General features: G+C 72.0%; 18 protein-coding genes. 4 read left to right on the top strand and 14 right to left on the bottom strand.

The window, feature by feature from the left end; all coding sequences use genetic code 11:
• Nucleotides 1-43: 43 nt before the first annotated feature.
• From ACZ42X_RS07555 to ACZ42X_RS07545, 3 genes are all read right to left on the bottom strand, one after another.
• The gene (locus ACZ42X_RS07555; protein WP_030267150.1) at nucleotides 44-283 is read right to left on the bottom strand and encodes an RNA-binding protein; all 240 of its coding nucleotides are present in this window, start codon (nucleotides 281-283) and stop codon (nucleotides 44-46) included.
• Between the two features lie 2 nt (nucleotides 284-285).
• Nucleotides 286-729 carry a 30S ribosomal protein S16 gene (gene rpsP / locus ACZ42X_RS07550; protein ID WP_468285304.1) on the bottom strand — a complete coding sequence of 148 codons (444 nt, stop codon included), beginning with the start codon at nucleotides 727-729 and terminating at the stop codon, nucleotides 286-288.
• Between the two features lie 155 nt (nucleotides 730-884).
• Nucleotides 885-1,514 carry a hypothetical protein gene (locus tag ACZ42X_RS07545; protein WP_361428076.1) on the bottom strand — a complete coding sequence of 210 codons (630 nt, stop codon included), beginning with the start codon at nucleotides 1,512-1,514 and terminating at the stop codon, nucleotides 885-887.
• Nucleotides 1,515-1,955: 441 nt separating this feature from the next.
• Between ACZ42X_RS07545 and ACZ42X_RS07540 the strand changes: the two genes are divergently transcribed.
• A complete protein-coding gene (locus ACZ42X_RS07540; RefSeq protein ID WP_468285301.1) occupies nucleotides 1,956-2,831 on the top strand; it encodes a methyltransferase domain-containing protein in 876 nt (291 codons plus the stop codon).
• A 4-nt stretch (nucleotides 2,832-2,835) separates the two neighbouring features.
• Here the strand turns inward: ACZ42X_RS07540 and ftsH are convergent, their stop codons facing one another.
• From ftsH to nsdA, 6 genes are all read right to left on the bottom strand, one after another.
• Nucleotides 2,836-4,737 carry an ATP-dependent zinc metalloprotease FtsH gene (gene ftsH, locus ACZ42X_RS07535; protein ID WP_468285298.1) on the bottom strand — a complete coding sequence of 634 codons (1,902 nt, stop codon included), beginning with the start codon at nucleotides 4,735-4,737 and terminating at the stop codon, nucleotides 2,836-2,838.
• A gap of 145 nt (nucleotides 4,738-4,882) precedes the next feature.
• Entirely contained in the window at nucleotides 4,883-6,436 is a 1,554-nt protein-coding gene (gene ffh, locus ACZ42X_RS07530) for a signal recognition particle protein (RefSeq protein ID WP_468285295.1), read from the bottom strand.
• 117 nt (nucleotides 6,437-6,553) lie between these two features.
• A complete protein-coding gene (locus ACZ42X_RS07525; RefSeq protein ID WP_468285292.1) occupies nucleotides 6,554-8,983 on the bottom strand; it encodes a [protein-PII] uridylyltransferase in 2,430 nt (809 codons plus the stop codon).
• Nucleotides 8,984-9,008: 25 nt separating this feature from the next.
• Entirely contained in the window at nucleotides 9,009-9,347 is a 339-nt protein-coding gene (locus tag ACZ42X_RS07520) for a P-II family nitrogen regulator (RefSeq protein WP_468285289.1), read from the bottom strand.
• Nucleotides 9,344-10,696, bottom strand: coding sequence for an ammonium transporter (locus tag ACZ42X_RS07515; protein ID WP_468285286.1), 1,353 nt, complete (start codon nucleotides 10,694-10,696; stop codon nucleotides 9,344-9,346). Before ACZ42X_RS07515 ends, ACZ42X_RS07520 begins: the two co-directional genes overlap by 4 nt.
• Before the next feature lie 341 nt (nucleotides 10,697-11,037).
• Complete coding sequence (gene nsdA / locus ACZ42X_RS07510) at nucleotides 11,038-12,516, bottom strand: transcriptional repressor NsdA (protein WP_468285283.1); 1,479 nt, start codon at nucleotides 12,514-12,516, stop codon at nucleotides 11,038-11,040.
• Between the two features lie 416 nt (nucleotides 12,517-12,932).
• On the opposite strand from nsdA, the gene ACZ42X_RS07505 reads away from it, so the two are divergent.
• Nucleotides 12,933-13,592: a bifunctional DNA primase/polymerase gene (locus ACZ42X_RS07505; protein ID WP_468285280.1), complete on the top strand. Its 660-nt coding sequence runs from the start codon at nucleotides 12,933-12,935 to the stop codon at nucleotides 13,590-13,592.
• Nucleotides 13,593-13,649: 57 nt separating this feature from the next.
• Here ACZ42X_RS07505 and ftsY read toward each other — a convergent pair whose 3' ends face one another.
• The gene (gene ftsY / locus ACZ42X_RS07500) at nucleotides 13,650-14,876 is read right to left on the bottom strand and encodes a signal recognition particle-docking protein FtsY (RefSeq protein WP_468285278.1); all 1,227 of its coding nucleotides are present in this window, start codon (nucleotides 14,874-14,876) and stop codon (nucleotides 13,650-13,652) included.
• Between the two features lie 100 nt (nucleotides 14,877-14,976).
• On the opposite strand from ftsY, the gene ACZ42X_RS07495 reads away from it, so the two are divergent.
• Both ACZ42X_RS07495 and ACZ42X_RS07490 read left to right on the top strand, forming a co-directional pair.
• Entirely contained in the window at nucleotides 14,977-16,422 is a 1,446-nt protein-coding gene (locus tag ACZ42X_RS07495) for a cytosine permease (protein WP_468285275.1), read from the top strand.
• Between the two features lie 145 nt (nucleotides 16,423-16,567).
• Nucleotides 16,568-16,882: a hypothetical protein gene (locus tag ACZ42X_RS07490; protein ID WP_468285272.1), complete on the top strand. Its 315-nt coding sequence runs from the start codon at nucleotides 16,568-16,570 to the stop codon at nucleotides 16,880-16,882.
• A 121-nt stretch (nucleotides 16,883-17,003) separates the two neighbouring features.
• Here the strand turns inward: ACZ42X_RS07490 and ACZ42X_RS07485 are convergent, their stop codons facing one another.
• The 4 genes from ACZ42X_RS07485 to ACZ42X_RS07470 all read right to left on the bottom strand — a co-directional run bounded on the left by ACZ42X_RS07485 (nucleotide 17,004) and on the right by ACZ42X_RS07470 (nucleotide 23,323).
• A complete protein-coding gene (locus ACZ42X_RS07485) occupies nucleotides 17,004-18,437 on the bottom strand; it encodes a sugar porter family MFS transporter (RefSeq protein WP_468285269.1) in 1,434 nt (477 codons plus the stop codon).
• A gap of 197 nt (nucleotides 18,438-18,634) precedes the next feature.
• Nucleotides 18,635-22,201, bottom strand: a complete 3,567-nt coding sequence (gene smc / locus ACZ42X_RS07480) for a chromosome segregation protein SMC (protein ID WP_468285267.1) — start codon at nucleotides 22,199-22,201, stop codon at nucleotides 18,635-18,637.
• A gap of 219 nt (nucleotides 22,202-22,420) precedes the next feature.
• Entirely contained in the window at nucleotides 22,421-22,636 is a 216-nt protein-coding gene (locus ACZ42X_RS07475) for a hypothetical protein (protein WP_361428102.1), read from the bottom strand.
• Nucleotides 22,637-23,041: 405 nt separating this feature from the next.
• Nucleotides 23,042-23,323 carry an acylphosphatase gene (locus ACZ42X_RS07470; RefSeq protein ID WP_361428104.1) on the bottom strand — a complete coding sequence of 94 codons (282 nt, stop codon included), beginning with the start codon at nucleotides 23,321-23,323 and terminating at the stop codon, nucleotides 23,042-23,044.
• Nucleotides 23,324-23,407: the final 84 nt, after the last annotated feature.

Raw genomic sequence — 23,407 nt, 5'->3', positions numbered from 1 at the left:
CCCGGCCCGTGCCGGTGCATCTAATGCAAAACAGCCAACTTGTTCAGCGGACCTGGTCCACGTCGACGAGGTCGACCCGGATGCCACGACCGCCGAGGGCCCCCACGACGGTACGCAGAGCGCGAGCGGTGCGGCCGTTGCGGCCGATCACCTTGCCGAGGTCGTCGGGGTGGACCCGGACCTCCAGCACGCGCCCGCGGCGCAGGTTGCGCGAGGCGACCTGCACGTCGTCGGGGTTGTCGACAATGCCCTTCACGAGGTGCTCGAGAGCCTCCTCGAGCATGCTCAGGCCTCGGTCGACTCGGTGGACGCGGCGTCCGCCTCGTCCGCCTTCTTGTCGGCCTTCTTGGCCTTCGGGGTGATGGCCTCACCCTTCGCCTCGTCGCCCTCGATCGCCTTCGCGAAGGCGTCGAAGGAGGCGCGCTTGTCTTCCTTGGTCGCCGGGGCGAGCAGCGGCTTCTCCGGGGCCGGCAGGCCCTTGACCTTCTGCCAGTCGCCGGTGAGCTTCAGGATCGCGAGGACCGGCTCGGTCGGCTGGGCGCCGACGGACAGCCAGTACTGCGCACGCTCCGAGTCGACCTCGATGCGCGACGGGTTCTGCACCGGGTGGTACAGGCCGATCTCCTCGATGGCCCGGCCGTCACGGCGGGTACGGGAGTCGGCGACGACGATGCGGTAGTGAGGCGAACGGATCTTGCCCAGACGCTTCAGCTTGATCTTGACTGCCACGGGTGTGGTGTCTCCTGGTCTTGACGTGGTTGGGCACGACGAGATGCCACGTGGGGTTGCGGTACTCGGGTGCCCGATGGACGCGTCAGCCGGAGGAGAGAGGGGTCCTGTTCGACTGTCGAGTACAGCTAGCCATTGTGCCACACCATGCGGGGTCAGCTCGCCGCGCCCACCGCTTCGGGAATGCGGAACGGCTTCCCGCACCCGCCGCAGACGATCGGCGCCTGCGCGAGGACCGAGGGGACCACGCGGACGTTCCGCCCGCAGTCGCAGACCGCCTTGACCCGCACGCCGCCGCCGGAGGAGCCGTGCCGCGCGGCCGGCCCCCGGAAGGAGCGCTTGGTGTCGGCGGCCGTGGCGGCCGTGTGGGCCTTCAGGGCACGCTGGAGCCGCTCGATCGTCGGACGGTACCGGCGCTTGGCCTCGGGGCTGAGCGTGACCAGCGAGAAGCCGCTGCTCGGGTGCGGCTCGTCCGGGTGGTCGAGGCCCATCTCCTCGGCGATCGCCAGGAATCTGCGGTTGTGGTAGCGGCCGGCGCGCGAGGTGTCGCGGACTCCTCGGGCGGCGGCGATGCCGTGGACTGCCTCATGGAGCAGTCGTTCGAACGAGAGCTCGGCGCCACAGGCGGACGACGACTCTCCGATCAGGGATTCGGGCGCGGCGAGATCGGGCAGCTCGGGGTGGTGCCGCTGAATGTCGGCCCACGCCTGTGCCAGCTCTGCGGCGAGAACAGGTGGTGTCGTGCTCACGTCGTGACAACGAGCCGGAGTGCCTGTGGGTTCCATTCCGGGGCATCCCAAATAATTTGCACGTACCCGTCAGTTGCCGTTGATGCGTCCTGACGAGGGCCAGTGCGCCGATGTACGGAGAAGGCTCACAGCTCGCACCAAGGTGGTACGTAGCGCCGCGCACGCCCCCGCGCCCACACCCCGGCGCGGAGTGCTCGCGGAGGGCGGCCGCGGTGTGACAGTACTCCGGCGCGCGGGGGCGCGCGGCACCGGCCCGTTGCCATGGCGGGATTCGCTCGCCGCCCCCACTATGAGAGAAGTTCGTGCCGACTCGGGGGCGCACGCCCGGGGCACGCAAGCATTGCGTCCCGACCCCTGGACACCGGGGGCGGATGCGGAGTTCCCTGGGCGTCGGGGAGTGCGCGCGCACGCACACGGGGGCTGTCAATCAGGGCACAGACGCACAGATGGACCTCTCGGCGGATTGGGGCGCTTTCGATGACACCTATGCTCGTCCAGCACCACCCCCACCCGGCTTCGGCTCCTCCGGCGACGGACGGGCCCGGCCGAGCCCGCGACTGGGCGGAGATCCAGGAGCGGATGCTCGTCCCGCTCTACGAAGCGGTGTACCAGCACCTGGAGGTCGGCACCGGGACGCGGCTGCTGGGTCTCGGTTGCGGCTCGGGGCTCGCCTTGCTGATGGCCGCCTCCCGCGGCGCGCAGGTCACGGGCTGCGACACGGACCACGCGCGCGTGGAGCTGGCCAGGGAGCGGCTGCTGCCCGACACGGGGGCGCACGCCCCCGGGACGCACGACGCCCCGCGCTGCGGCGAGACGAGGCTCCTGTACGGCGGGCCCGCCGAAGCAGCGGACCCCACCCGTCCGGCGTACAACCTCATCACCGCCTTCCAACCCATCGGCTGCACCGCCGGGGACTCCGAAGGGCTGGTGCCCGCTCTGGTCAGCGGCGTACGGCTGGCGGAGCGGGGCAGTGCCGTGGTGCTGGCGGGCTGGGGCCCGCCGGAGCGGTGCGCCACCTCCACCGTGCTGCGGGTCGCGGGACGGCTCACCGAGCGGCTGCGCACCCGGGCCGGCTGGCGTCCGGCGAACCGCGACGACCTGGAGGACGTGGCCGCGCGGGCGGGGCTGAATCCCGACGGCTCGGGACGGGTGGCCTGCCCCTTCGGGTACGCCGACATCGAGAGCGCCGTCCGCGGCCTGTTCTCGACGGGCCTGTTCGACGCCGCCGTGGAGGCCTCCGACCAGGAGACCGTCGAGAAGGAGGTCACCGAGGCCCTCCACCCGTACGTGCGGCCCGACGGCACGGTGTGGATGCCGAACGTCTTCCGCTACCTGGTGGCCAGGACGCCCTGAACCGTCAGTCCTCCCCCGTGTGCGCCTTGGCGAGGCGGGGGATGCCGGCCGCACGGTACGCCTCGGCCTCCTCCAGCGTCTCGTTCTCCAGGAGCGCCGCCGCCAGCGCGTCCAGCTTGGGGCGGTGCTCCTGGAGGAGTTGGCAGGCGCGTTCGTAGCACTCGTCGACGATGCGGCGCATCTCGTGGGCCACCGCGTCCAGGGTCGCGGGCGCGGCGGAGAGTCCGTACGCCTGCTGCGCGTCGCCCGGGATCGCGCTGAGCCTGCCGACCCGATCGCTCATGCCCCAGCGGCCCGCCATCCCGCGGGCGATGTTGGTGACCTGCTCCAGGTCGCTCTCCGAGCCGGTCGTGACGACCCCGAAGACGACGTGTTCGGCCGCCATCCCGCCTAGTGCGCCGATGATCCGGCCGCGCAGGTAGTCCTCCGTGTACGCGTACTTGTCGGCGTCCGGCGTCGACAGGGTCACGCCGAGGGCGCGCCCGCGCGGCACGATGGTGACCTTGCGGACCGGGTCCGCGCCGGGCTGGAGCATGCCGAGGAGCGCGTGGCCGCTCTCGTGGTACGCGGTGCGGCGGCGCTCCTCCAGCGGCATGACCAGCGCGCGCTCGGCACCGAGCTGGACCTTCTCCAGGGCCTCGGAGAGGTCCGTCTGGGTGACGCGCGGGCGGCGGCGCTTGACCGCGATCAGGGCGGCCTCGTTGGCGAGGTTGGCCAGCTCGGCGCCGGTCATGCCCGGGGTCGTACGGGCGACGCGGGCCAGGTCGACGTCCTCGGCGAGCGGGATGTCGCGGGTGTGGATCCGGAGGATCGCCTCGCGGCCGCCCCGGTCGGGCGGGCTGACGTGGACGATCCGGTCGAAGCGGCCGGGCCGGGTCAGGGCCGGGTCGAGGACGTCGGCGCGGTTGGTGGCCGCGATGACGATGACGCCCTCGGAGCCGGAGAAGCCGTCCATCTCGGTGAGGATCTGGTTCAGCGTCTGCTCGCGCTCGTCGTGCCCGCCCATGGCGGCGGAGCCGCCGCGTACGCGCCCGATGGTGTCGATCTCGTCGATGAAGATGATCGCGGGGGCGACCTTGCGGGCCTCGTTGAACAGCTCCCGTACCCGCGAGGCGCCGACGCCGACGATCATCTCGATGAACTCGGAGGCCGACGCCGAGAAGAACGGCACCCCCGCCTCACCGGCCACCGCCCGCGCGAGGAGCGTCTTGCCGGTGCCCGGCGGGCCCGCGAGCAGCACACCGCGCGGCATCTTGGCGCCCATGCGCCAGTACGCGTCCGGGTTCTTCAGGAAGTCGACCACGTCGTTGAGCTCGCCCTCGACCTCGTCGATGCCGGCGACGTCGGCGAAGGTCGTGCGCTGCCCGGCCGTGACCTCGACCGGCTTCGGCGGCGCCTTGCGGCCGAGCATGCCCCCGGCGCCGCCCAGCCCCGCGCTCATCCGCCGCGAGATGAACACCCACAGCAGGACCAGGAGGAGGATCGGCGCGAGGGAGAGCAGCAGGTTGGCGACGAAGCTGGGCCTCTCGACCACCGGCTCGGCGGTCACCGTGACCTTCTGCTTGGTCAGTGCGGACCAGAGGTCGTCGTCGGCGAAGGCCGGCCGCTGGGTGGTGAACCGCTGGCCGTTCTCCAGCTCGCCCTCGATGGCGTCACCCTTGGAGTAGATCTTGGTGACCTTGCCGTCGGTGACCTGCCGGCTGAACTCGGTGTACGAGATGGTCTTCCCGTCGCCGTCGCCGAAGTACGACAGGGCGAGGTTGGTGAGGACGAACACGGCCACCGCGGCGAGGATGAGCGCGATCCACCCGCCGGGCATCTTCCGGCGCGGCGGCGGTGGCGGAGGCGCGCCCTCGGAGCGCCAGGGCTGGTCGGTGCGGTCGCGTGGGGGTACGGAATTGGCCACGCTGCCATCATGCGAGACCACCGCGCATGCGGCATTACGGACGGAGCGGGCCGTGGCGGGCGTACGGCGAAGAGACCGAAGGGGCGCCCACCACCTGGTGGACGCCCCTTCCGCTCAGCCGTCGTACGCGGCCGTCAGACCGTGATCAGCCCATGAACTTCTTGAACTCGTCCGGGAGCTCGAAGTCCTTGCCCGGCTGGCCGGGCGGCAGGCCGAAGGCGCCGCCCTGCTGGGCCGCCTGCTCGCGGCGGGCGGCCTCGGCCGCCTCCTCGGCCTTCCGCTTCATCGGGTTGCCGCTCTTGCGCTTGCCCTTGGCCTGCTTCTGCTGCTTCTTCTGACGGCCGGGGCCGCCGCCCATGCCGGGGATCCCCGGCATGCCCGGCATCCCGCCGCCCTGCGCCATGCGGGACATCATCTTGCGGGCCTCGAAGAACCGCTCCACCAGGTTCTTCACCGCGCTGACGTCGACACCGGAGCCCTTGGCGATACGGGCGCGGCGCGAGCCGTTGATGATCGTCGGGTCCTGGCGCTCGCCGGGCGTCATCGACTTGATGATCGCGGCCGTGCGGTCGACGTCCCGCTCGTCGATGTTGTTGATCTGGTCCCGCATCTGCGCCATGCCCGGCAGCATGCCGAGCAGCTTGGAGATGGAGCCCATCTTCCGGACCTGCTCCATCTGGGCCAGGAAGTCGTCGAGGGTGAAGTCCTTGCCCTTGCTGCTCGCCAGCTTGGAGGCCATCTTGGCGGCCTCTTCCTGGCTGAAGGTCTGCTCGGCCTTCTCGATCAGCGAGAGGACGTCACCCATGCCGAGGATGCGGGACGCCATGCGGTCCGGGTGGAACGCGTCGAAGTCGTCCAGCTTCTCGCCGTTGGAGGCGAACATGATCTGGCGGCCGGTGACGTGCGCGATCGACAGGGCGGCACCACCGCGGGCGTCGCCGTCGAGCTTGGACAGCACGACGCCGTCGAAGCCGACGCCGTCGCGGAAGGCCTCGGCGGTGTTGACCGCGTCCTGACCGATCATGGCGTCGACGACGAAGAGGACTTCGTCGGGCGAGACCGCGTCGCGGATGTCCGCGGCCTGCTGCATCAGCTCCTGGTCGATACCGAGGCGGCCCGCGGTGTCGACGATGACGATGTCGTGGAGCTTGGTCTTCGCGTAGTCGATCGAGTCCTTGGCGACCTGCACCGGGTCACCGACGCCGTTGCCCGGCTCGGGCGCGTACACGGCGACGCCCGCGCGCTCGGCGACGACGGCGAGCTGGTTGACGGCGTTCGGCCGCTGGAGGTCACACGCGACGAGCAGCGGCGAGTGGCCCTGGCCCTTGAGCCAGAGGCCGAGCTTTCCGGCGAGGGTGGTCTTACCGGCACCCTGGAGACCCGCGAGCATGATCACGGTGGGCGGGTTCTTGGCGAACCGCAGACGGCGGGTCTCGCCACCGAGGATGCCGATGAGCTCCTCGTTGACGATCTTGATGACCTGCTGCGCCGGGTTCAGCGCCTGCGAGACCTCCGCGCCGAGGGCCCGCTCCTTGATCTGCTTGATGAAGGCACGGACGACGGGCAGCGCCACGTCGGCTTCCAGCAGCGCGATCCGGATCTCGCGGGCGGTGGCGTCGATGTCCGCCTCGGACAGGCGGCCCTTGCCCCGGAGGTTTTTGAATGTCGCGGCAAGGCGGTCGGAGAGGGTATCGAACACGGTGGTCGCGGATCCTCGGGTCTCGGAGTCGGGCGGACGGTCGAACCCAAGGGTATCGGGCCCGAGCCGATCCGTAGCAGCCCCGTTGCGGAGCCACTGTCGGCGACGGTACGGGGGCTAGGCGCGCAGCGCCGATTGCACGGTGCGGGCCACCTCCGCCGCCTCCTCCGCAGGAAGCGGGGCGCCGGCGGCGTCCGTGACGTAGAAGGCGTCCACCGCATTCGCCCCCAGCGTCGAGACGTGCGCGCTGCGCACCCGTACCGCCGCCGACTCCAGCGCCCGCCCGATGCGGTGCAGCAGGCCCGGGGCGTCGTGGGCGCGGACCTCGATGACCGTGGCCAGCGCGGAGCCGGCCGGGGCGACCGTGACGCGGGCCGGCGGGGCCGTGGCGCCGTGGCGGCGGGGGTAGGCGGCCTCGCGTTCGGCGAGGCGGGAGCGGATGTCGAGGGAGCCGTCCAGGACGCGGACGAGGTCCGCGCGCAGCCGGGTGGCCTGCGGCAGGGAGCCGTACTCGGCGGCGACGCGCCAGTTCAGGACGAGGACCGCCCCGCCGCCGCCGACCTCCGTCGGCAGGTCGATCGCGCGGAGGTCGGCGGAGCGGACGGTGAGGCGGTGCAGGGCGAGGACGCCGGCCACGGCGGGCAGCACGCCTGGCCGGTCGGGGAGGGCGATGAGCAGCTCGACGCCGACGGGTTCGGGTGCGTCGCCGTCGGCCGGGCTGTCGGCGTGCAGCGTGAGGACGGGTTCCCCGGTGCGCAGGGCCTCCACGGCGAGGCGTTCCTCCTCGGCGCCCGGCGCGGCGGGTTCCGGGGCCGGGGGTGCCTCCCCCGCGAGGGCGCCGGCGACCCGCTTGACCAGGTCCGCGACGAGGGAGGCCCGCCAGGAGGACCAGGCGGCCGGTCCGGTGGCGAGCGCGTCGGCCTCGGTGAGGGCATGCAGGAGCTCCAGCGTGGACGCGGAGCCGACGGCCGCGGCGACGGAGTCGACGGTCGCGGGGTCGTCGAGGTCGCGGCGGGTGGCGGTCTCGACGAGCAGGAGGTGGTGGCGTACGAGGGTGGCGACGACGGCGGTGTCGTGGGGGTCGAAGCCGATGCGGGCGGCGATGTCGCGGGCGAGGGGCTCGCCCACGACCGAGTGGTCGCCGGGCAGGCCCTTGCCGATGTCGTGGAGGAGGGCGGCGACCAGGAGGAGGTCGGGGCGCCCGACGCGGCGGGCCATGGCGGAGGCGCGTACGGCGGTCTCGACGAGGTGCCGGTCGACGGTCCAGGTGTGGACGGGGTTGCGCTGCGGGCGGCAGCGGACCCGCTCCCATTCGGGCAGCAGGCGGCTGATGACGCCCTCCGCCTCCAGGGCCTCCCATACGGGCACGGTGGACTCCCCCGCGCCGAGCAGGGTCACGAGCGCCTCGCGGGCCTCGGCGGGCCACGGCACCGGCAGCGGCTTGGTGGCGGCGGCCAGGCGGCGTACGGCGTACGGGGAGAGGGGCAGATCCGCCTGGGCGGCCGCGGCGGCGGCGCGCAGGGGCAGGGCGGGGTCGCGTTCGGGGCGGGCGGTGCGGGCGAGGACGGCTTCGCCGTCCATCTCGACGACGCCCTCGGCGAGCGGGGAGCGCACGGCGGGCTGCCGTCCGAGGAGGGCGCGCAGCCGGGGGCGTACGGCCCGGGCGCGCAGGACGCGGTTGACCTCGCGCCAGGTGACGTCGCCCGCGTACGAGAGGGTGCGGGCGGCTTCGTAGACGCTGCGGAGCAGGGCGTCGGCGTCGGGCAGGCCGAGGGCGGCGGCGACCTGGGTCTGCTCCTGGAGGGCGAGCCGGTCGGTGGCCCGTCCGGTGACGAGGTGGAGGGCGTCGCGGGTGTCGAGGAGGGTGCGGCGGGCTTCGGCGAGCCCTTCGCGGGGGGCGTCGGCGAGCCAGGAGGCGGCGACGGCGCGCAGGGCGGTGGCGTCGCGCAGGCCGCCGCGGGCTTCCTTGAGGTCGGGTTCGAGGAGGAACTGGAGCTCGCCCTGGCGTTCGGCGCGCTCGCGGCAGAGCGCGTCGAGTTCGGGGAGGCGTTTGGGGGCCTGGTTGCGCCAGTCGGCGAGGACGGCGGTGCGCAGGGCGGTGACGAGGCCGAGGTCGCCGGCGAGGTGGCGGGCGTCGAGGAGGCCGAGCTGGACCTTGAGGTCCTCGGCGGCGGTCTTGCGGGCCTCGGCGAGGCTGCGTACGGAGTGGTCGAGGGCGAGGCCGAGGTCCCAGACGGGGTACCAGATCCGGTCGGCGAGCGCGGCGATGGCGGCGGGGTCGGCGGTGCCGTCGTGGAGGAGGAGCAGGTCGAGGTCGCTGCGCGGGGACAGCTCGCCGCGCCCGTACCCGCCGACGGCGACGAGCGCCACGCCGCGCGCGGGGGCCGCCGGGGCGAACAGGCCGGTGAGCCAGTCGTCGGTGAGGCGGGAGAGGGCGGTGCGGCGCGGCGGCCCGGACCGCGCCTCCCGTGTGAGGAGGTGCAGCCGGGCCGCCGCGTAGCCGCTGGGTCCCGAGTCGTCGGCTTTCACATCGTCGGTGCTCGTCACCCAGGGGCTCCTTGGAAGGCGTGTTCTACAGGGCGTCGGGGCCGCGCTCGCCGGTGCGGACCCGGACGGCGGTGTCGACGGGGACGCTCCACACCTTTCCGTCGCCGATCTTGCCGGTGCGGGCGGCCTTGACGATGACGTCGATGAGCTGTTCGGCGTCGTCGTCCTCGACGAGGACCTCGACGCGGATCTTGGGGACGAGGTCGACGGTGTACTCGGCGCCCCGGTAGACCTCGGTGTGGCCGCGCTGGCGGCCGTAGCCGCTGGCCTCGGTCACCGTCAGTCCCTGGACCCCGAAGGCCTGGAGGGCCTCCTTGATCTCGTCGAGCCGGTGCGGCTTGACGACCGCCGTGATCAGCTTCATGCGTCCACCTTCTTGTTCTCCACTACGGGAAGGGTCTCCGTGGCCGGGGCGGGCTTGCGCGAGCCGGTTCCGCCGCCGGCGCCGCTGAAGTCGTACGCCGTCTCGGCGTGCTCGACGCGGTCGATGCCGGAGACCTCGTCATCCTCGCTGACCCGCATGCCCATCACCTTGTCGATGACGAAGGCGAGCAGCGCGGAGACGATCAGGGAGTAGGCGAGGACGGCGAAGACGCCGACGGCCTGCTTACCGAGCTGCTCCAGGCCGCCGCCGTAGAAGAGGCCCTTGGCGTCGGACTGGACGCCGCCGGTGGCGAAGAAGCCGACGAGCAGCGAGCCGGCCACGCCGCCGACGAGGTGGACGCCGATGACGTCGAGGGAGTCGTCGTAGCCGAACGTGTACTTCAGGCCGACGGCCATGGCGCAGAGCAGACCGGCGATGGCGCCGATGGCGATCGCGCCGAGCGGGGAGCAGGAGCCGCCCGCCGGGGTGATGGCGACGAGTCCGGCGACCGCGCCGGAGGCGGCGCCGAGGGTCGTGAAGGCGCCGTGGCGGATCTTCTCGTACGCGAGCCAGGCGCACATGGCGGCGGCGGTGGCGACCTGGGTGTTGAGGAACATCACGGCGCCGACGCCGTCGTCGTTGCCGAGCCAGGAGCCGGCGTTGAAGCCGAACCAGCCGAACCACAGCAGCCCGGCGCCGAGCATGACCAGCGGGAGGCTGTGCGGGCGCATCGGGTCCTTCTTGAAGCCGACGCGCTTGCCGATGACGAGGATCACGCCGAGGGCGGCGGCGCCGGCGTTGATGTGGACGGCGGTGCCGCCCGCGAAGTCGATGACGCCCATCTCGAAGAGCCAGCCGCCGGCGCCCCAGACCCAGTGGGCGACGGGGAAGTAGACGACGGTGACCCAGAGGGCGATGAACAGCGCCCAGGCGGTGAACTTCACGCGGTCGGCGAGGGCGCCGCTGATCAGCGCGGGGGTGATGATCGCGAACATCAGCTGGAAGGCGGCGAAGACGTACACCGGGATGGTGTAGCCGTCCCAGAGCTCGGTGATGCCGATGCCGCTGAGGCCGACGTAGTCGGACGACCACCCGATGAGGGAGCCGGAGTCGGTGCCGAAGGCGATGCTGAAGCCGTACAGCACCCACAGGATCGTGACGATCCCGAGGCTGATGAAGCTCATCATCAGCATGTTGAGGGTGGACTTCACCCGGACCATGCCTCCGTAGAAGAAGGCGAGGGCCGGTGTCATCAGCATCACCAGGGCGGAACAGATGAGCATGAACCCGGTGTTCGCGGCAGACAGCGTGGGTGCGTCTGCGGCAAGGGTCGTGATGCCTGGGGGCATCGGCGTCTCCTCGTCTCGGTCGGCCTGTGCGGGGCGGTGCCGGTGGTGGCTACACGGCTATGAGGGGTGGCCGGTTATGAGCACCGAGGTTGGCGCAGCGCGGTTTCGGTCGATGCCGCACGATGTTTCGCCGCAGTGACGAAGAGCCCCTGCGTGTTACGCGGCGGTGAAGCGCGGGGTCACGGGAATGTAACGCGGGTACCGTGCGGGCACGGCGGGGTACGGGGCCCGGCACGGCGCGGGACCGGCCGCGACGGTCACCCTGTTGACCTGGCGTGAGGGAGCCGAGTCGGGCTGTACAGGGGTGACGGTCGCGGCCGGGGTCTGGATGGCTCGCGCGGTCAGACCGCTTCGGCGGTCTCGGGGAGCTGGGCGGTGAGCTTCTCGGTGAGCCGGGCGACTTCCGGTACGTCGCCGAAGTCGCGGGCCGCGGTGTCGACGGTCTTGCGCAGCCGGGTGTTGACCCGCTCCGACCGGACCCGCTTGGCGACGTGCAGGGCCTGCTCGGCGAGGGCGGTGGACTGCTCGGGCTCGCGCTTGAGCAGGTGCACGGTGGCCATGCCGATGAGGTTGAGCGCGTACGACCGCTGGTGCTCGTCGTCCTTGCGGAACAGCTCGACGGCGCGCTGCATCACGGGCTCGGCGAGGGAGGCGTACGTGGGGCTGCGGCCGGCCACATAGGCGAGGTCGCGGTAGGAGTGGGCGTTCTCGCCGTTGAGCTCGGCTTCGGAGAAGAAGCGGATCCAGTCGGGCTCGGGCTCGCCGTCGAGGCCCGCGTCGGCGAAGGTGTCCTCGGCCATCCGTACCGCGCGCTTGCACTTGCTGGGCTGGCCCATGTTGGCGTACGCGCGGGCCTCCATCGCATACAGCATGGCCTGGGTGCGCGGGGTGGCGCAGTCGCGGCTGCCGTACTGGGCGAGGTGGATGAGTTCCAGCGCGTCGTCGGGCCGCCCGAGGTGGATCATCTGGCGGCTCATGGAGGAGAGGATGTACGAGCCGAGGGGCTTGTCGCCGGCTTCCTTGGCGGCGTGCAGCGCGAGCACGAAGTACTTCTGGGCGGTGGGCTGGAGGCCGACGTCGTAGCTCATCCACCCGGCGAGCTCGGCCAGTTCGGCGGCGCAGGTGAAGAGGCGGCGGGCGGTGGCGGCGGGGTGCGGCTCCTGCAGGAGGTCGGTGACCTCGTGGAGCTGGCCGACGACCGCCTTGCGGCGCAGTCCGCCGCCGCACTGGGCGTCCCACTGGCGGAACATGGCGGTGGTGGACTCCAGCAGGTCCAGTTCCGGTGTGGACAGCCGGGTGGGGCGGCGCGCTCCGCCGGACTGCTCGGTGCGGCCGCCGGTGTCACCGGCGGGGGTCGGGACGAGCCAGCGCTGCATGGGCTCGATGAGGGCGGGGCCGGCGGCCAGGGCGAGGGACGTGCCGAGGAAGCCGCGGCGGGCGAGCATGAGGTCGCTGCGGGAGAAGTCGCTGAGCAGGGCGACGGTCTGGGGTCCCGCCCAGGGCAGGTCGACGCCGGACACCGAGGGTGACTGGTGGGCGGTGCGCAGGCCGAGGTCCTCGACGGCGACGACCGTGCCGAACCGCTCGGAGAACAGCTCGGAGAGGATGCGCGGAATGGGCTCGCGCGGCTGCTCGCCGTCGAGCCAGCGCCGTACGCGCGAGGTGTCCGTGCTGATGTGGTGTGCGCCCATCTGGCGCGCCCGGCGGTTCACTTGGCGCGCGAGCTCGCCCTTGGACCAGCCGCTGCGCACGAACCACGAGCTCAGTTGCTCGTTCGGGCGCTTGCCGGCATTCGTACCGTCTGCGCCGCTGCCGCCCACTGGAACGCCCCCATCCGCTGTCGTCGCTTGTCGCGCGAACCGTTGTCAGAATGCCGTCGATCGCGACCGTCCGCGTACGAAACGCGGAACCGGCTTGCCCCCGGCATACCCAAGAGGAACGGCCACCACCCCGGTTTCATGTACCGAAAGTAATCCTACGATCACCGATCAGGCGAGGTCGTTTCCATAAACGCCACCATTCGCCACCCCTTCGAATGAACTCGCCACGCTCCAGGCGCGATTCACTTGACGCACGACGACCAGGAGCCGGCGGATCGTCGCACCGCACGGCGCGCGTGACGGCTCGCACGACCCTCGATGCCTCCGCGCGCCACCCGTAGGGGCATGGCGGCGACGCAGCGTCACGAGAAGACTCCGGGTCGTAACCACCGGCGAGTTCACCCGTTGGAGGGGGCATGGGCTTCACGATCGGCTCGACCCGGACCCGCACCCGCATCCGCGACATCCGGCGTCGCGGCATGCGCACCGCGGAGTGCACCGTGGTGGCGGAGTACACCGGCCTGTGGGGCTGGGACGTGGTCCCGGGCGCCCGCGCCGCCTCCGGCCGCTGCTCCTGCGGCGACCCGGCCTGTACGGCCCCGGGGGCGCACCCCCTCGACTTCGCGCCCGAGGTGCCGGCGGGCGCGACGCTCGACACCGTCACCGAGGCGTGGTCCCGGTTCCCCGGCGCCGCGCTGATGCTGCCCGTGGGGCGGACGTTCGACGTACTGGAGGTCGCCGAGCCGGCGGGCCGTCGGGCGCTGGTCCGCCTGGAGCGGATGGGCCTGCCGCTGGGGCCGGTGTGCGCCACCCCGACGGGGCGCGCGCAGTTCTTCGTGGCGCCCGGCGCGGCGGCGGAGCTGCCCGAGCTGCTGTACCGGATGGGCTGGGACGACGCGGACCTCGACCTGCAGTGCCTGGGCCCCGGCGCGTACATCACGGCCCCGCCGTCCGACCACGCGGGACTGGGTCCCGCCCGGTGGCTGCGGCCGCCGGCGCTCGACGCGGGGGCGCCGCCGCAGGCGCGGCTGCTGCTGGGGACGCTGGCGTACATCTGCCACCGCTCGGCGGGCTGACGCCAAAAAAGGGGGGGCCCGGGGGATGAACCCCGAGCCCCGGACCCCGCGCTGGGGTCAGTCGCCGATGAGCGCGTCGACGAACGCCTCCGGCTCGAAGGGGGCCAGGTCGTCCGGGCCCTCGCCGAGGCCGATGAGCTTCACCGGGACGCCCAGCTCGCGCTGGACCGCGACGACGATGCCGCCCTTGGCCGTGCCGTCCAGCTTCGTCAGGACGATGCCGGTGATGTCGACGACCTCGCGGAAGACGCGCGCCTGCACCAGGCCGTTCTGGCCGGTGGTGGCGTCGAGGACCAGCAGGACCTCGTCCACCGGGCCGTGCTTCTCGACGACGCGCTTGACCTTGCCGAGCTCGTCCATCAGGCCCGTCTTGGTGTGCAGCCGGCCCGCCGTGTCGATCAGGACGACGTCGGCGCCCTCCGCGATGCCCTCCTTGACCGCGTCGAACGCGACCGACGCCGGGTCGCCGTTCTCGGGGCCGCGGATCGTACGGGCGCCGACCCGGTCACCCCAGGTCTGGAGCTGGTCGGTGGCGGCCGCGCGGAAGGTGTCCGCCGCGCCCAGGACGACCGAGCGGCCGTCCGCGACCAGCACACGCGCGAGCTTGCCGGTGGTCGTGGTCTTGCCGGTGCCGTTCACGCCGACGACCATCACGACGGCCGGGGTGTCGAGGTCGCTCTCCGTCTTCAGGGAGCGGTCGAAGTCCGTGCCGACCAGGGTGAGCAGCTCCTCGCGCAGCAGCGTGCGCAGCTCGGCCGGCGTCCGCGTACCGAGCACCTTGACGCGCTCGCGCAGCCGCTCCACCAGCTCCTGGGTGGGCGCGACGCCGACGTCCGCGGTGAGGAGGGTGTCCTCGATCTCCTCCCAGGTGTCCTCGTCGAGGTGCTCCCGGGACAGCAGGGTGAGCAGCCCCTTGCCGAGGGAGGTCTGCGAACGGGCCAGCCGGGCGCGCAGCCGGACCAGCCGGCCCGCGGTGGGCTCCGGGACCTCGATCTCGGGCGCGGGCGGCGCCGCGACGAGCGGGTCCTCGACGGCCGCCGGCGCTTCGAGCGCCTCTTCGGCCGTGGGGAGGTCCACCTCCTCGATGGTGCGGCGCGGTTCCTCCCGCGGTGTCTCCGCCTCCTCGCCGACGTGCGGCTCGGCGGGCGGAGCGGTGATGGTCGGCGTGGACGACGGCGCCTGGGGCGGAGGCAGCTGCTTCTTCTTGCGGCTGCTGACCACGAGGCCGCTGATCGCGCCGACCGCGACCAGAGCGATGACTACAGCAAGGATGAGGATTTCCATAACGCGACCAGTATCCCCCAGGGCCGTAGGCCCCTATCTGGAGCTTTTGGGGTGAATGTACGATGTCGTGAATCCCCCACCTCTCGCACGGAGCTGATCCATGCCCCACGCCTCCGAATCCGAAGGCGCGATAGAGACCCGCGGCCTCGAACCCGTCCCCGACGGGGAACGCACCGGACACGTCCGGGAGCTGTTCCCCACCTGGGTCGCCGCGAACATCAGTGTGCTGCTGCTCACCATGGGCGCCGGCCTGATCGTCTTCAACGGCCTGAACATCTGGCAGGTCCTGGTCGTCGCGCTCGCCGCGCCCCTCCTGTCGTACGGGATCGTCGGCCTCATCTCGATCGCGGGCAAGCGCGGCGGGTCGCCCGGCATGGCGCTGTCGCGGGCGGTCTTCGGCCAGCGCGGCAACCTCTTCCCCGGCTCGCTCATCTGGGTGGCCCGCTGGGGCTGGGAGACGATCAACGCGGTCACCGGCGCGTACGCCGTGCTGACCGTGCTGGACCTGCTGTTCGGTGTGAAGAGCAGCACGCCGCTGATCGTCGTCACGCTGCTGTTCTTCGTCGCCGCCACGTTCGTGGTGTCGGGGCTCGGCATCAACGCGCTGCGGGTGTGCAGCACCTGGTCCACGTACCTCTTCGGCGCCTTCTCCGTGCTGGTGCTGGTCTACCTCGTCGCCAACACCGACTGGGGCGCGGTCTTCGACAAGCCGGCCGGGTCGACGGCGATGCTGATCGCGGGCATCGGCACCATCGCGGCGGGCGGCATCAGCTGGGTGCCCTCCGGTCCGGACTTCACCCGCTACCTGCCGCGTACGGCGTCGAACCGGGCCGTGGTCGGCTCCACCGTCGGCGGCGCCGGGATCGTGGTGCTGCCGATGGTGCTGATGGGCGCGGTGATGGCGGTGTCCACGCCGGACCTGGCGTCCGCACAGGACCCGGTGTCGTTCATCGGCGAGCTGCTGCCGGCCTGGATCTCGGTGCCGTACCTGATCATCGCCCTCATCGGCATGCTGCTGATCAACTCGATGTCGATGTACTCGGCCGGTTTCACGGCCCAGACGCTCGGCATCAACGTCCCGCGCGCCTGGGCGGTCAGCGTGAACGCCGTCATCTCGCTGGTCTTCGGCTTCCTGCTGATGGTGGTGGCGACCAGCTTCATCGGCTCGTTCATCTCCTTCCTGACGCTGCTGGCGGTGGCGTTCTCGGCGTGGATCGGCGTCTTCGGCGTCGACATGCTGCGCCGCCGTTCGTACGACGGCGAGGCCCTGATGGACACCACGCGCACCAGCGCCTACTGGTACCGGGGCGGCTTCGCCCCGCAGGCCATGGCGGCGTGGGCGGTGGCGCTGCTGGTGGGCCTGGCCTTCACGAAGGTCGACTGGTTCGCCGGGCCGCTCGCGGACTCCTGGATCGGCCGCAACGGGTTGGGCTGGCTGGTGACGATCGTGGTGGCGGCGGTGCTGTACGCCGTGCTGCCGCGCGCGGCCGCGGCGGCTCCCGTCGAGGCGCCGGACGAGCCCGAGCGGGCCGCGGTCTCGGCCTGAGCCCTGGCGCCGCGCCGAGTGCTGTTTCGCCTGTGCCCCTTCGCCGGATGTGTTTCCGGCGAAGGGGCATCTCCATGCCCCCGAGTCAAGGCGTGGGGCGGGGTGACTCCCGTGTCCTGCCCGTACTGGTACGCGTTGGCGGTGTATGAACCGTGTCCACGTCACTGGCGCGCTGGCGCTGCTCACCGCCGCCGGCAGTGCCCTCGGCATCGCCGCACCCGCAAGCGCTACCTCCGTCATCGGCTTCGGCAACGCGGCCTTCGACAACGCCTGCGCCAACATCGGTGGCCCTCGTGCCGGTGGCGCCACAACGCAGCACAGCGGCATCATCACCGGCCTCGGTGTCGCCTTGCCCGCCGGCAGTCCAGGCAACCAATGCGGCACCCTGGGACTGCCGAGCGCCTTGCACGAGATGGGCGGTGTGGACGTGATCGGCACATTGACGGGCGGGGAGGTGTAGCCGCACGGCTGCGAGCGATCACCTCACCCCACTCCGGCAGCGCCCCACGCGTACTGCCCCGGCTCACCCTTCGCAGGGCGGGCCGGGGCAGTCTCGTGGGTGAGGAGAGGGGCAGCGGGGTTTAGCCCATCTCCTCCAACGCCTTGCCCTTGGTCTCCTTGACGTACCGGAGTACGAAGGGGATGGAGAGCACGGCGAAGATCGTGTAGATGACGTACGTGCCGGAGAGGTTCCAGTCCGCCAGGGACGGGAAGCTCGCGGTGATGGCCCAGTTGGCGATCCACTGCGCCGAGGCGGCGACGCCGAGGGCCGCGGCGCGGATGCGGTTGGGGAACATCTCGCCGAGGAAGACCCAGACGACCACGCCCCACGACAGGGCGAAGAAGAGCACGAAGAGGTGGGCGGCGATCAGGGCGACGATGCCCTGGGTCTCCGGGAGCTTGCCGCCGACCAGGTCCGCGGAGAAGGCCCAGGCCTCGAAGGCGAGGGCGATCGCCATGCCGGCGGAGCCGACGAGGGCGAGCGGCTTGCGGCCCACGCGGTCGACCAGGACCATCGCGATCACGGTGCCGATGATGTTGATGATCGACGTGGTGAAGGAGTAGAAGAACGAGCTCTCCGGGTTGACGCCGACCGACTGCCACAGCGTGGACGAGTAGTAGAAGGCGACGTTGATGCCGACGAGCTGCTGGAAGACGGAGAGGCCGATGCCGACCCAGACGATGGGCAGGAAGCCGAAGCGGCTGCCGAGCAGGTCCCGGAAGCTCGACTTGTGCTCGCGGCGCATGGCCGTCTCGATCTCGGCGACGCGGGCGTCCAGGTCGACGCCCTTGCCCTCGACCTCGGCGAGGACCTCCTTGGCGCGGTCGTGGCGGCCGACGGAGATCAGGAAGCGCGGCGACTCGGGGATCGCGAAGGAGAGCAGGCCGTACAGCACGGCCGGGATGACCATGACGCCGAGCATCCACTGCCAGGCCTCGATGCCGGCGATCTCGCCGCGCTGGTCGCCGTCGGCCATGTTGAGGATGGCCCAGTTGACGAGCTGAGAGACGGCGATGCCGATGACGATGGCGGCCTGCTGGAAGGAGCCGAGCCGTCCCCGGTACGCGGCCGGCGCGACCTCCGCGATGTAGGCGGGGCCGATGACCGAGGCCATGCCGATGGCGAAGCCGCCGATCACGCGCCACATGGCGAGGTCCCACAGCGCGAAGGGCAGTGCGGAGCCGATGGCGCTGACGGTGAAGAGCACCGCGGCGATCTGCATGCAGCGGATGCGTCCGATGCGGTCGGCGATCCGGCCCGCGGTGGCGGCGCCGATGGCGCAGCCGATCAGGGCGATCGCGATGACCTGAGCGAGGGTGCCGGAGCCGATCTCGTACCGGTGGCGGATCGCCTCGACGGCGCCGTTGATGACGGAGCTGTCGTAGCCGAAGAGGAAGCCGCCCATCGCGGCGGCGGCCGTGATGAAGATGACATGGCCGAGGTGGTCGGGGTGGGCCTCGCGGGCGCCCGACGCGGGTGGCTGCGCGGCGGGTGGCTGGGCGGTGCTGGTCACGTGAACTCCTGGGCCCGGCAGCGTCGCCGAGCATGGGGGGCGAGCCCTTCCAGTGGCGCACAACATGACGCCGCCCACCACTTGAAGGTAAAAGCAACGTTGCAGAGACTATGCCTTCAAGTTTCTAAGTCAAGGGTTGAAGGTCTGTGAACTTGAGCAGACGGCGTGTCGGCTTGCGTTCAGGACTTGAAGGCAACTCACCGAAGGCGCTGGCTGATCACCTTGGACACGCCATCGCCCTGCATGGAGACGCCGTAGAGGGCGTCCGCGACCTCCATGGTCCGCTTCTGGTGCGTGATCACGATCAGCTGTGAGCTCTCCTGGAGCTCCTGCATGATCCGGATCAGCCGCTGCAGGTTGGTGTCGTCGAGCGCCGCCTCGACCTCGTCCATCACATAGAACGGACTGGGCCGGGCCTTGAAGATCGACACGAGGAGGGCGACCGCGGTGAGCGACCGCTCGCCGCCGGACAGCAGCGACAGCCGCTTGACCTTCTTGCCCGGCGGGCGGGCCTCGACGTCCACGCCCGTGGTCAGCATGTTGTCGGGGTCGGTCAGGACGAGCCGTCCCTCGCCGCCGGGGAAGAGGCGGGAGAAGACGCCTTCGAACTCGCGGGCCGTGTCCCGGTACGCCTCCGTGAAGACCTGCTCGACGCGTACGTCCACCTCCTTCACCACCTGAAGGAGGTCGGCACGCGTCTTCTTCAGGTCCTCAAGCTGCTCCGAGAGGAACTGGTGGCGCTCCTCCAGCGCCGCGAACTCCTCCAGGGCGAGCGGGTTCACCTTCCCGAGCTGCTGGTACGCCCGTTCGGCGGTCTTCAGGCGCTTTTCCTGTTCGGCGCGGACGAAACGCCGGGGCTGGTTGCGCGGATGCTCGGGGTCGTCGGGCAGCTCCTCGCCCTCGGCGGGCGGGGAGGGCGGCACCGGCTGGTCGGGGCCGTACTCGGCGATGAGGACGGCCGGCTCCACACCCAGCTCCTCGAGCGCCTTGGTCTCCAGCTGTTCGATCCGCAGCCGCTTCTCGGCGCCGAGCACCTCGCCCCGGTGGACCGAGTCCGTGAGCTTGTCGAGCTCGCCCTTGAGGTCGCGGCCCCGGGCCCGGGCGGCCGCCAGGTCCCGCTCGCGCGCCGCCTTGGCGGACTCGGCGGCGGCCCGCTCCCGCTCGGCCCGTACGAGGGAGATCTCGACGTGTGCGAGGAGCTGGCGGGCGCCGGAGGCGACGGCCGTGGCGACCTCGGCCTCGTGGCGCAGCCGGGCGCGGCGCTGCTCGGCGCGGGCGCGGGCCTCGCGTTCGGCGCGGGCGGCCCGGTCGAGGGAGTCGGCGCGGCCGGCCAGGCCCTTGACCCGCTCCTCGTGCGTACGGACCTGGAGGCGGGCCTCCATCTCGGTCTGGCGGGCGTTGGCGCCGTCGGCGGCGAGCCGGTCGCGTACGGAGGTGTCGGGCTCCTCCTCCCCTCTGTCCCCGAAGGGGGCTGCCTCCTCGGCGACGGCCAGCCGCTCGGCGAGCTCCTCGGCCTCCTCGGTCGCCTTCTCCAGGGCCTCCTGCGCGCGGGCGGCGGCCGCGGCGGTCCGTTCGGCCTCGCCCGCGGCGCCCCGGGCCTGGCCGGCGAGCCGCCCGAGGGCCTGCGCGACCTGGGACTTCTCGCGGTCGGCGGCCCGGCGCCGGTCGCCCAGCTCCTCCACGCGGGCGGCCGCGGCGCGGCGCCGCTCGGCCGCCTCGGTCTGCGCGGCGGCGAGCTCCTCGCACCGTACGGCCAGCTCGGCCAGCTCGGCTGCGGCCTCGTCGACGGAGGCCTGGACCTCCAGGAGGCTGGGCGCCCCGGCCGAGCCGCCCTGCGCGAAGTGCGCCCCGAGGACGTCGCCCTCGGCGGTGACGGCGACCGCCTCGGGGTGTGCCGCGACCAGGTCCTCGGCGTCCTCCAGGGTTCCGACGACCACCATGCCGCGCACGAGCCTGCGCACGGCGGCGACGAGCCCTTCGGGGCCCTGTACGAGATCGGCCACCCGCGTCCCGCCGGGCACCGGGGGCTCGGGCGCGGACGCGGGCGCCCCGGCGACCAGCAGGGCCGCCCGGCCCGCGTCCTGCTTGCGCAGCAGGCGGATGGCGTCGGCGGCCGTCGCGGGGTCGCGGACCGCGAGGGCGTCGGCGGCGGCCCCCAGGGCTGCGGCGACCGGGACCTCGTGGCCGGGCGTGACGGTGAGCAGCTCGGCCGCCGGGCCCAGCAGCCCGGCCAGCCGGTCGCCGGCGGCGAGCAGGGCGCCGGTGCCGTCCTTGCGGCGCAGCCCGAGGGCGAGGGCCTCGTGGCGGGCCTGGGTGGCGGCGCGCTTGCGTTCCGCCGCGGTGGCGGCCTCGCGGGCGGCGGTGAGCGCGGCCTCCGCGTCGGCGAGCTCACGCTTGGCGGCCTCGTGGCGCTCGGCGAGTTCGGCGTCGCCCGCGTCGAGGCCGTCGACCTCGGCCTGGAGCGCCTCGTACTCCTCCTGGGCGGCGGCCGCGCGCTCGCGGGCCTCGTCGCGGGCGGCGGCCAGCCGGTCGATCTCGGCCTGGGCGGCGGCGGCGCGCGACCGGGCCGCGCCCACCTGCCCGGACAGCCGGGCCAGGCCCTCGCGCCGGTCGGCGATGGCCCGCGCCGCGTCCTTCAGGCGCCGTTCCTCCGCCGCGAGCTCCCGCTCCAGCTCGGCGCGGTGCGCGACGGTGTCCTCCAGGGCCCGCTGCGCCGCCTCCAGCGCGGCCTCCAGCTCCGCCTCCTGCTCGCGGACGCGGGCGGCCTCGCGCTCCAGGTCCTCGGGGTCGCGGCCGCGCCGCTCCTCCACGGGGGGTGCGGTGGCGCTCTTCACGCGGGCGTCGGCCAGCGAGATGGTCCCGCGTACCCGCTCGGCGAGCTGCGACAGTTCGTACCAGGTCTGCTGGGCGCGCTGGAGCCGCGGGGCGAGGCGGCGCACCTCGTCCTCCAGGTCGGCCTCGCGGGCGAGGGCGGTCTTGAGCTCGGCCTCGGCCCGCTCCTTGCGCTCCTTGAGCGCGGCCTCGTCGGCGAGCTCCGTCCGCAGTGCCTCCCGGAGGCCTACGAGGTCGTCGGCGAGGAGCCGGAGCCGCGCGTCGCGCAGGTCGGCCTGGATGACGGCGGCCCGCCGTGCCACGGCCGCCTGCCGCCCGAGCGGCTTGAGCTGGCGCCGCAGCTCGTCGGTGAGGTCCTGGACCCGGGCGAGGTTGGCCTGCATCGCGTCGAGCTTCCGCAGCGCCTTCTCCTTGCGCCTGCGGTGCTTGAGGACGCCCGCGGCCTCCTCGATGAACGCCCGCCGCCCCATGGGGTCCGCGTGCAGGACGGAGTCGAGCTGGCCCTGCCCGACGATCACGTGCATTTCCCGGCCGATACCGGAGTCCGAGAGGAGTTCCTGGATGTCCAGCAACCGGCAGGTGTCGCCGTTGATCTGGTATTCGCTGCTGCCGCCGCGGAACATGATCCGCGTAATGGTGACTTCCGCGTAGTCGATGGGGAGCGCGCCATCGGAATTGTCGATGGTGAGGGACACCTCGGCGCGACCCAGCGGCGGCCGCCCGGTGGTGCCGGCGAAGATGACGTCCTCCATCTTTCCGCCGCGCAGCGACTTGGCGCCCTGTTCGCCCATGACCCAGGAAAGGGCGTCCACCACATTGGACTTGCCGGAACCGTTCGGCCCCACGACACACGTGATGCCCGGTTCGAACCGCAGGGTGGTGGCGGAGGCGAACGACTTGAAACCACGCAGGGTCAGGGCCTTGAGGTGCACGCCCCCGGACTCTACCGGGCGTCCTTCGTTTGACCCATGAACACGAAGGGCAGACCAGACCGTAAGGAGCGGGGATACGGCAGATGAACATGGGGAACCCGAGGTCCATGTGGCTGGTGGGCCCCATGGGGCGGGAGCGGAAAAGAAAGAAGGGACGCCGCAGGAGCGTCCCTTGCATATCTAGGGAGAGTGTTTCTCACCTGCCCGTGGGGGCTGTGGTCAGGTGAGCGCAGGCTCCGCCTTCGATACGTCGATGTCGATGCCGTCGAGCAGCGACTCGCCGCTGTGCGCGGCAGCTGCGTTCAGCGCGTCGTTCTCGGACTGGATCCGTACGAGCTCGGATTCCAGGTCCTGGACGCGCTGCTGAAGCCGCCGCATCTCGGCGAGAAGTCGCGGGTCGGAACCGCCGACATAACCGAGAAGCGCCTTTGCCATGATGGATGGTCCTCCACACTGAGTGACCGACCGAAGCGGTGTGGGTCGTGAGGGTTCGCACCCGCGGTGTCCGGCAGCAGAAGATGGTGCCGCTGCGGTTCCCACTGCCAAACAGCTAAGGTGCGCGGGGCTTCCAGAGTCTCACCAAAAAGTTTGACGGTCAACACGATCACGCCCCGCATCAAGGGCCAACCGGGGGGTCTGCGGCCGCGGATGCTGCGGCGGCGCCTCGCGCACGGTGCCCTCGGGGGCGTGTCGATCATCGTTTCCCGCGCAGCCTGGCATGCGGCGCCGTTCTTGGCAACCACCAGGGGCTTTTCCCCGCACGGGGGAACGCGCGGCACTGCGTGCCGGGGGCCGTGCGGGGGGTTCCCGGCGCCCCCCGGCACCCCCGGACCAAGATCGTCAGCGGACCTCGAAGCCGTCGTAACCGCCGCGTGGCGTGTCCCAGATCTCAGTGACTCCGTCAACACGGCCGGGTGTGTCGCCGGAGCCGAGCCACTCCAGCAATTGGTGGCAATTCTCACTCGGCCCCTCGGCCACCACCTGGACCCTCCCGTCTTCGAGGTTCAGGGCGAATCCGGTGAGCTCACCGATGCGCAATGCGTTTGCCCTGGTGAACCAGCGGAAGCCCACTCCCTGTACGCGGCCGCGCACCCAGGCGGTGAGCCTTACGTGATCATTCATGGCTGCACGCTAACCGGCGAATTACTCAAGCGGCACTTCTCCCCCACGCGTCATGGCGTACAGTCCCGACGCAATGAGCGTCAC

The sequence above is a fragment of the Streptomyces sp. NPDC030862 genome (assembly GCF_055571835.1).
This window is presented reverse-complemented; position numbering and strand designations above follow the sequence as displayed.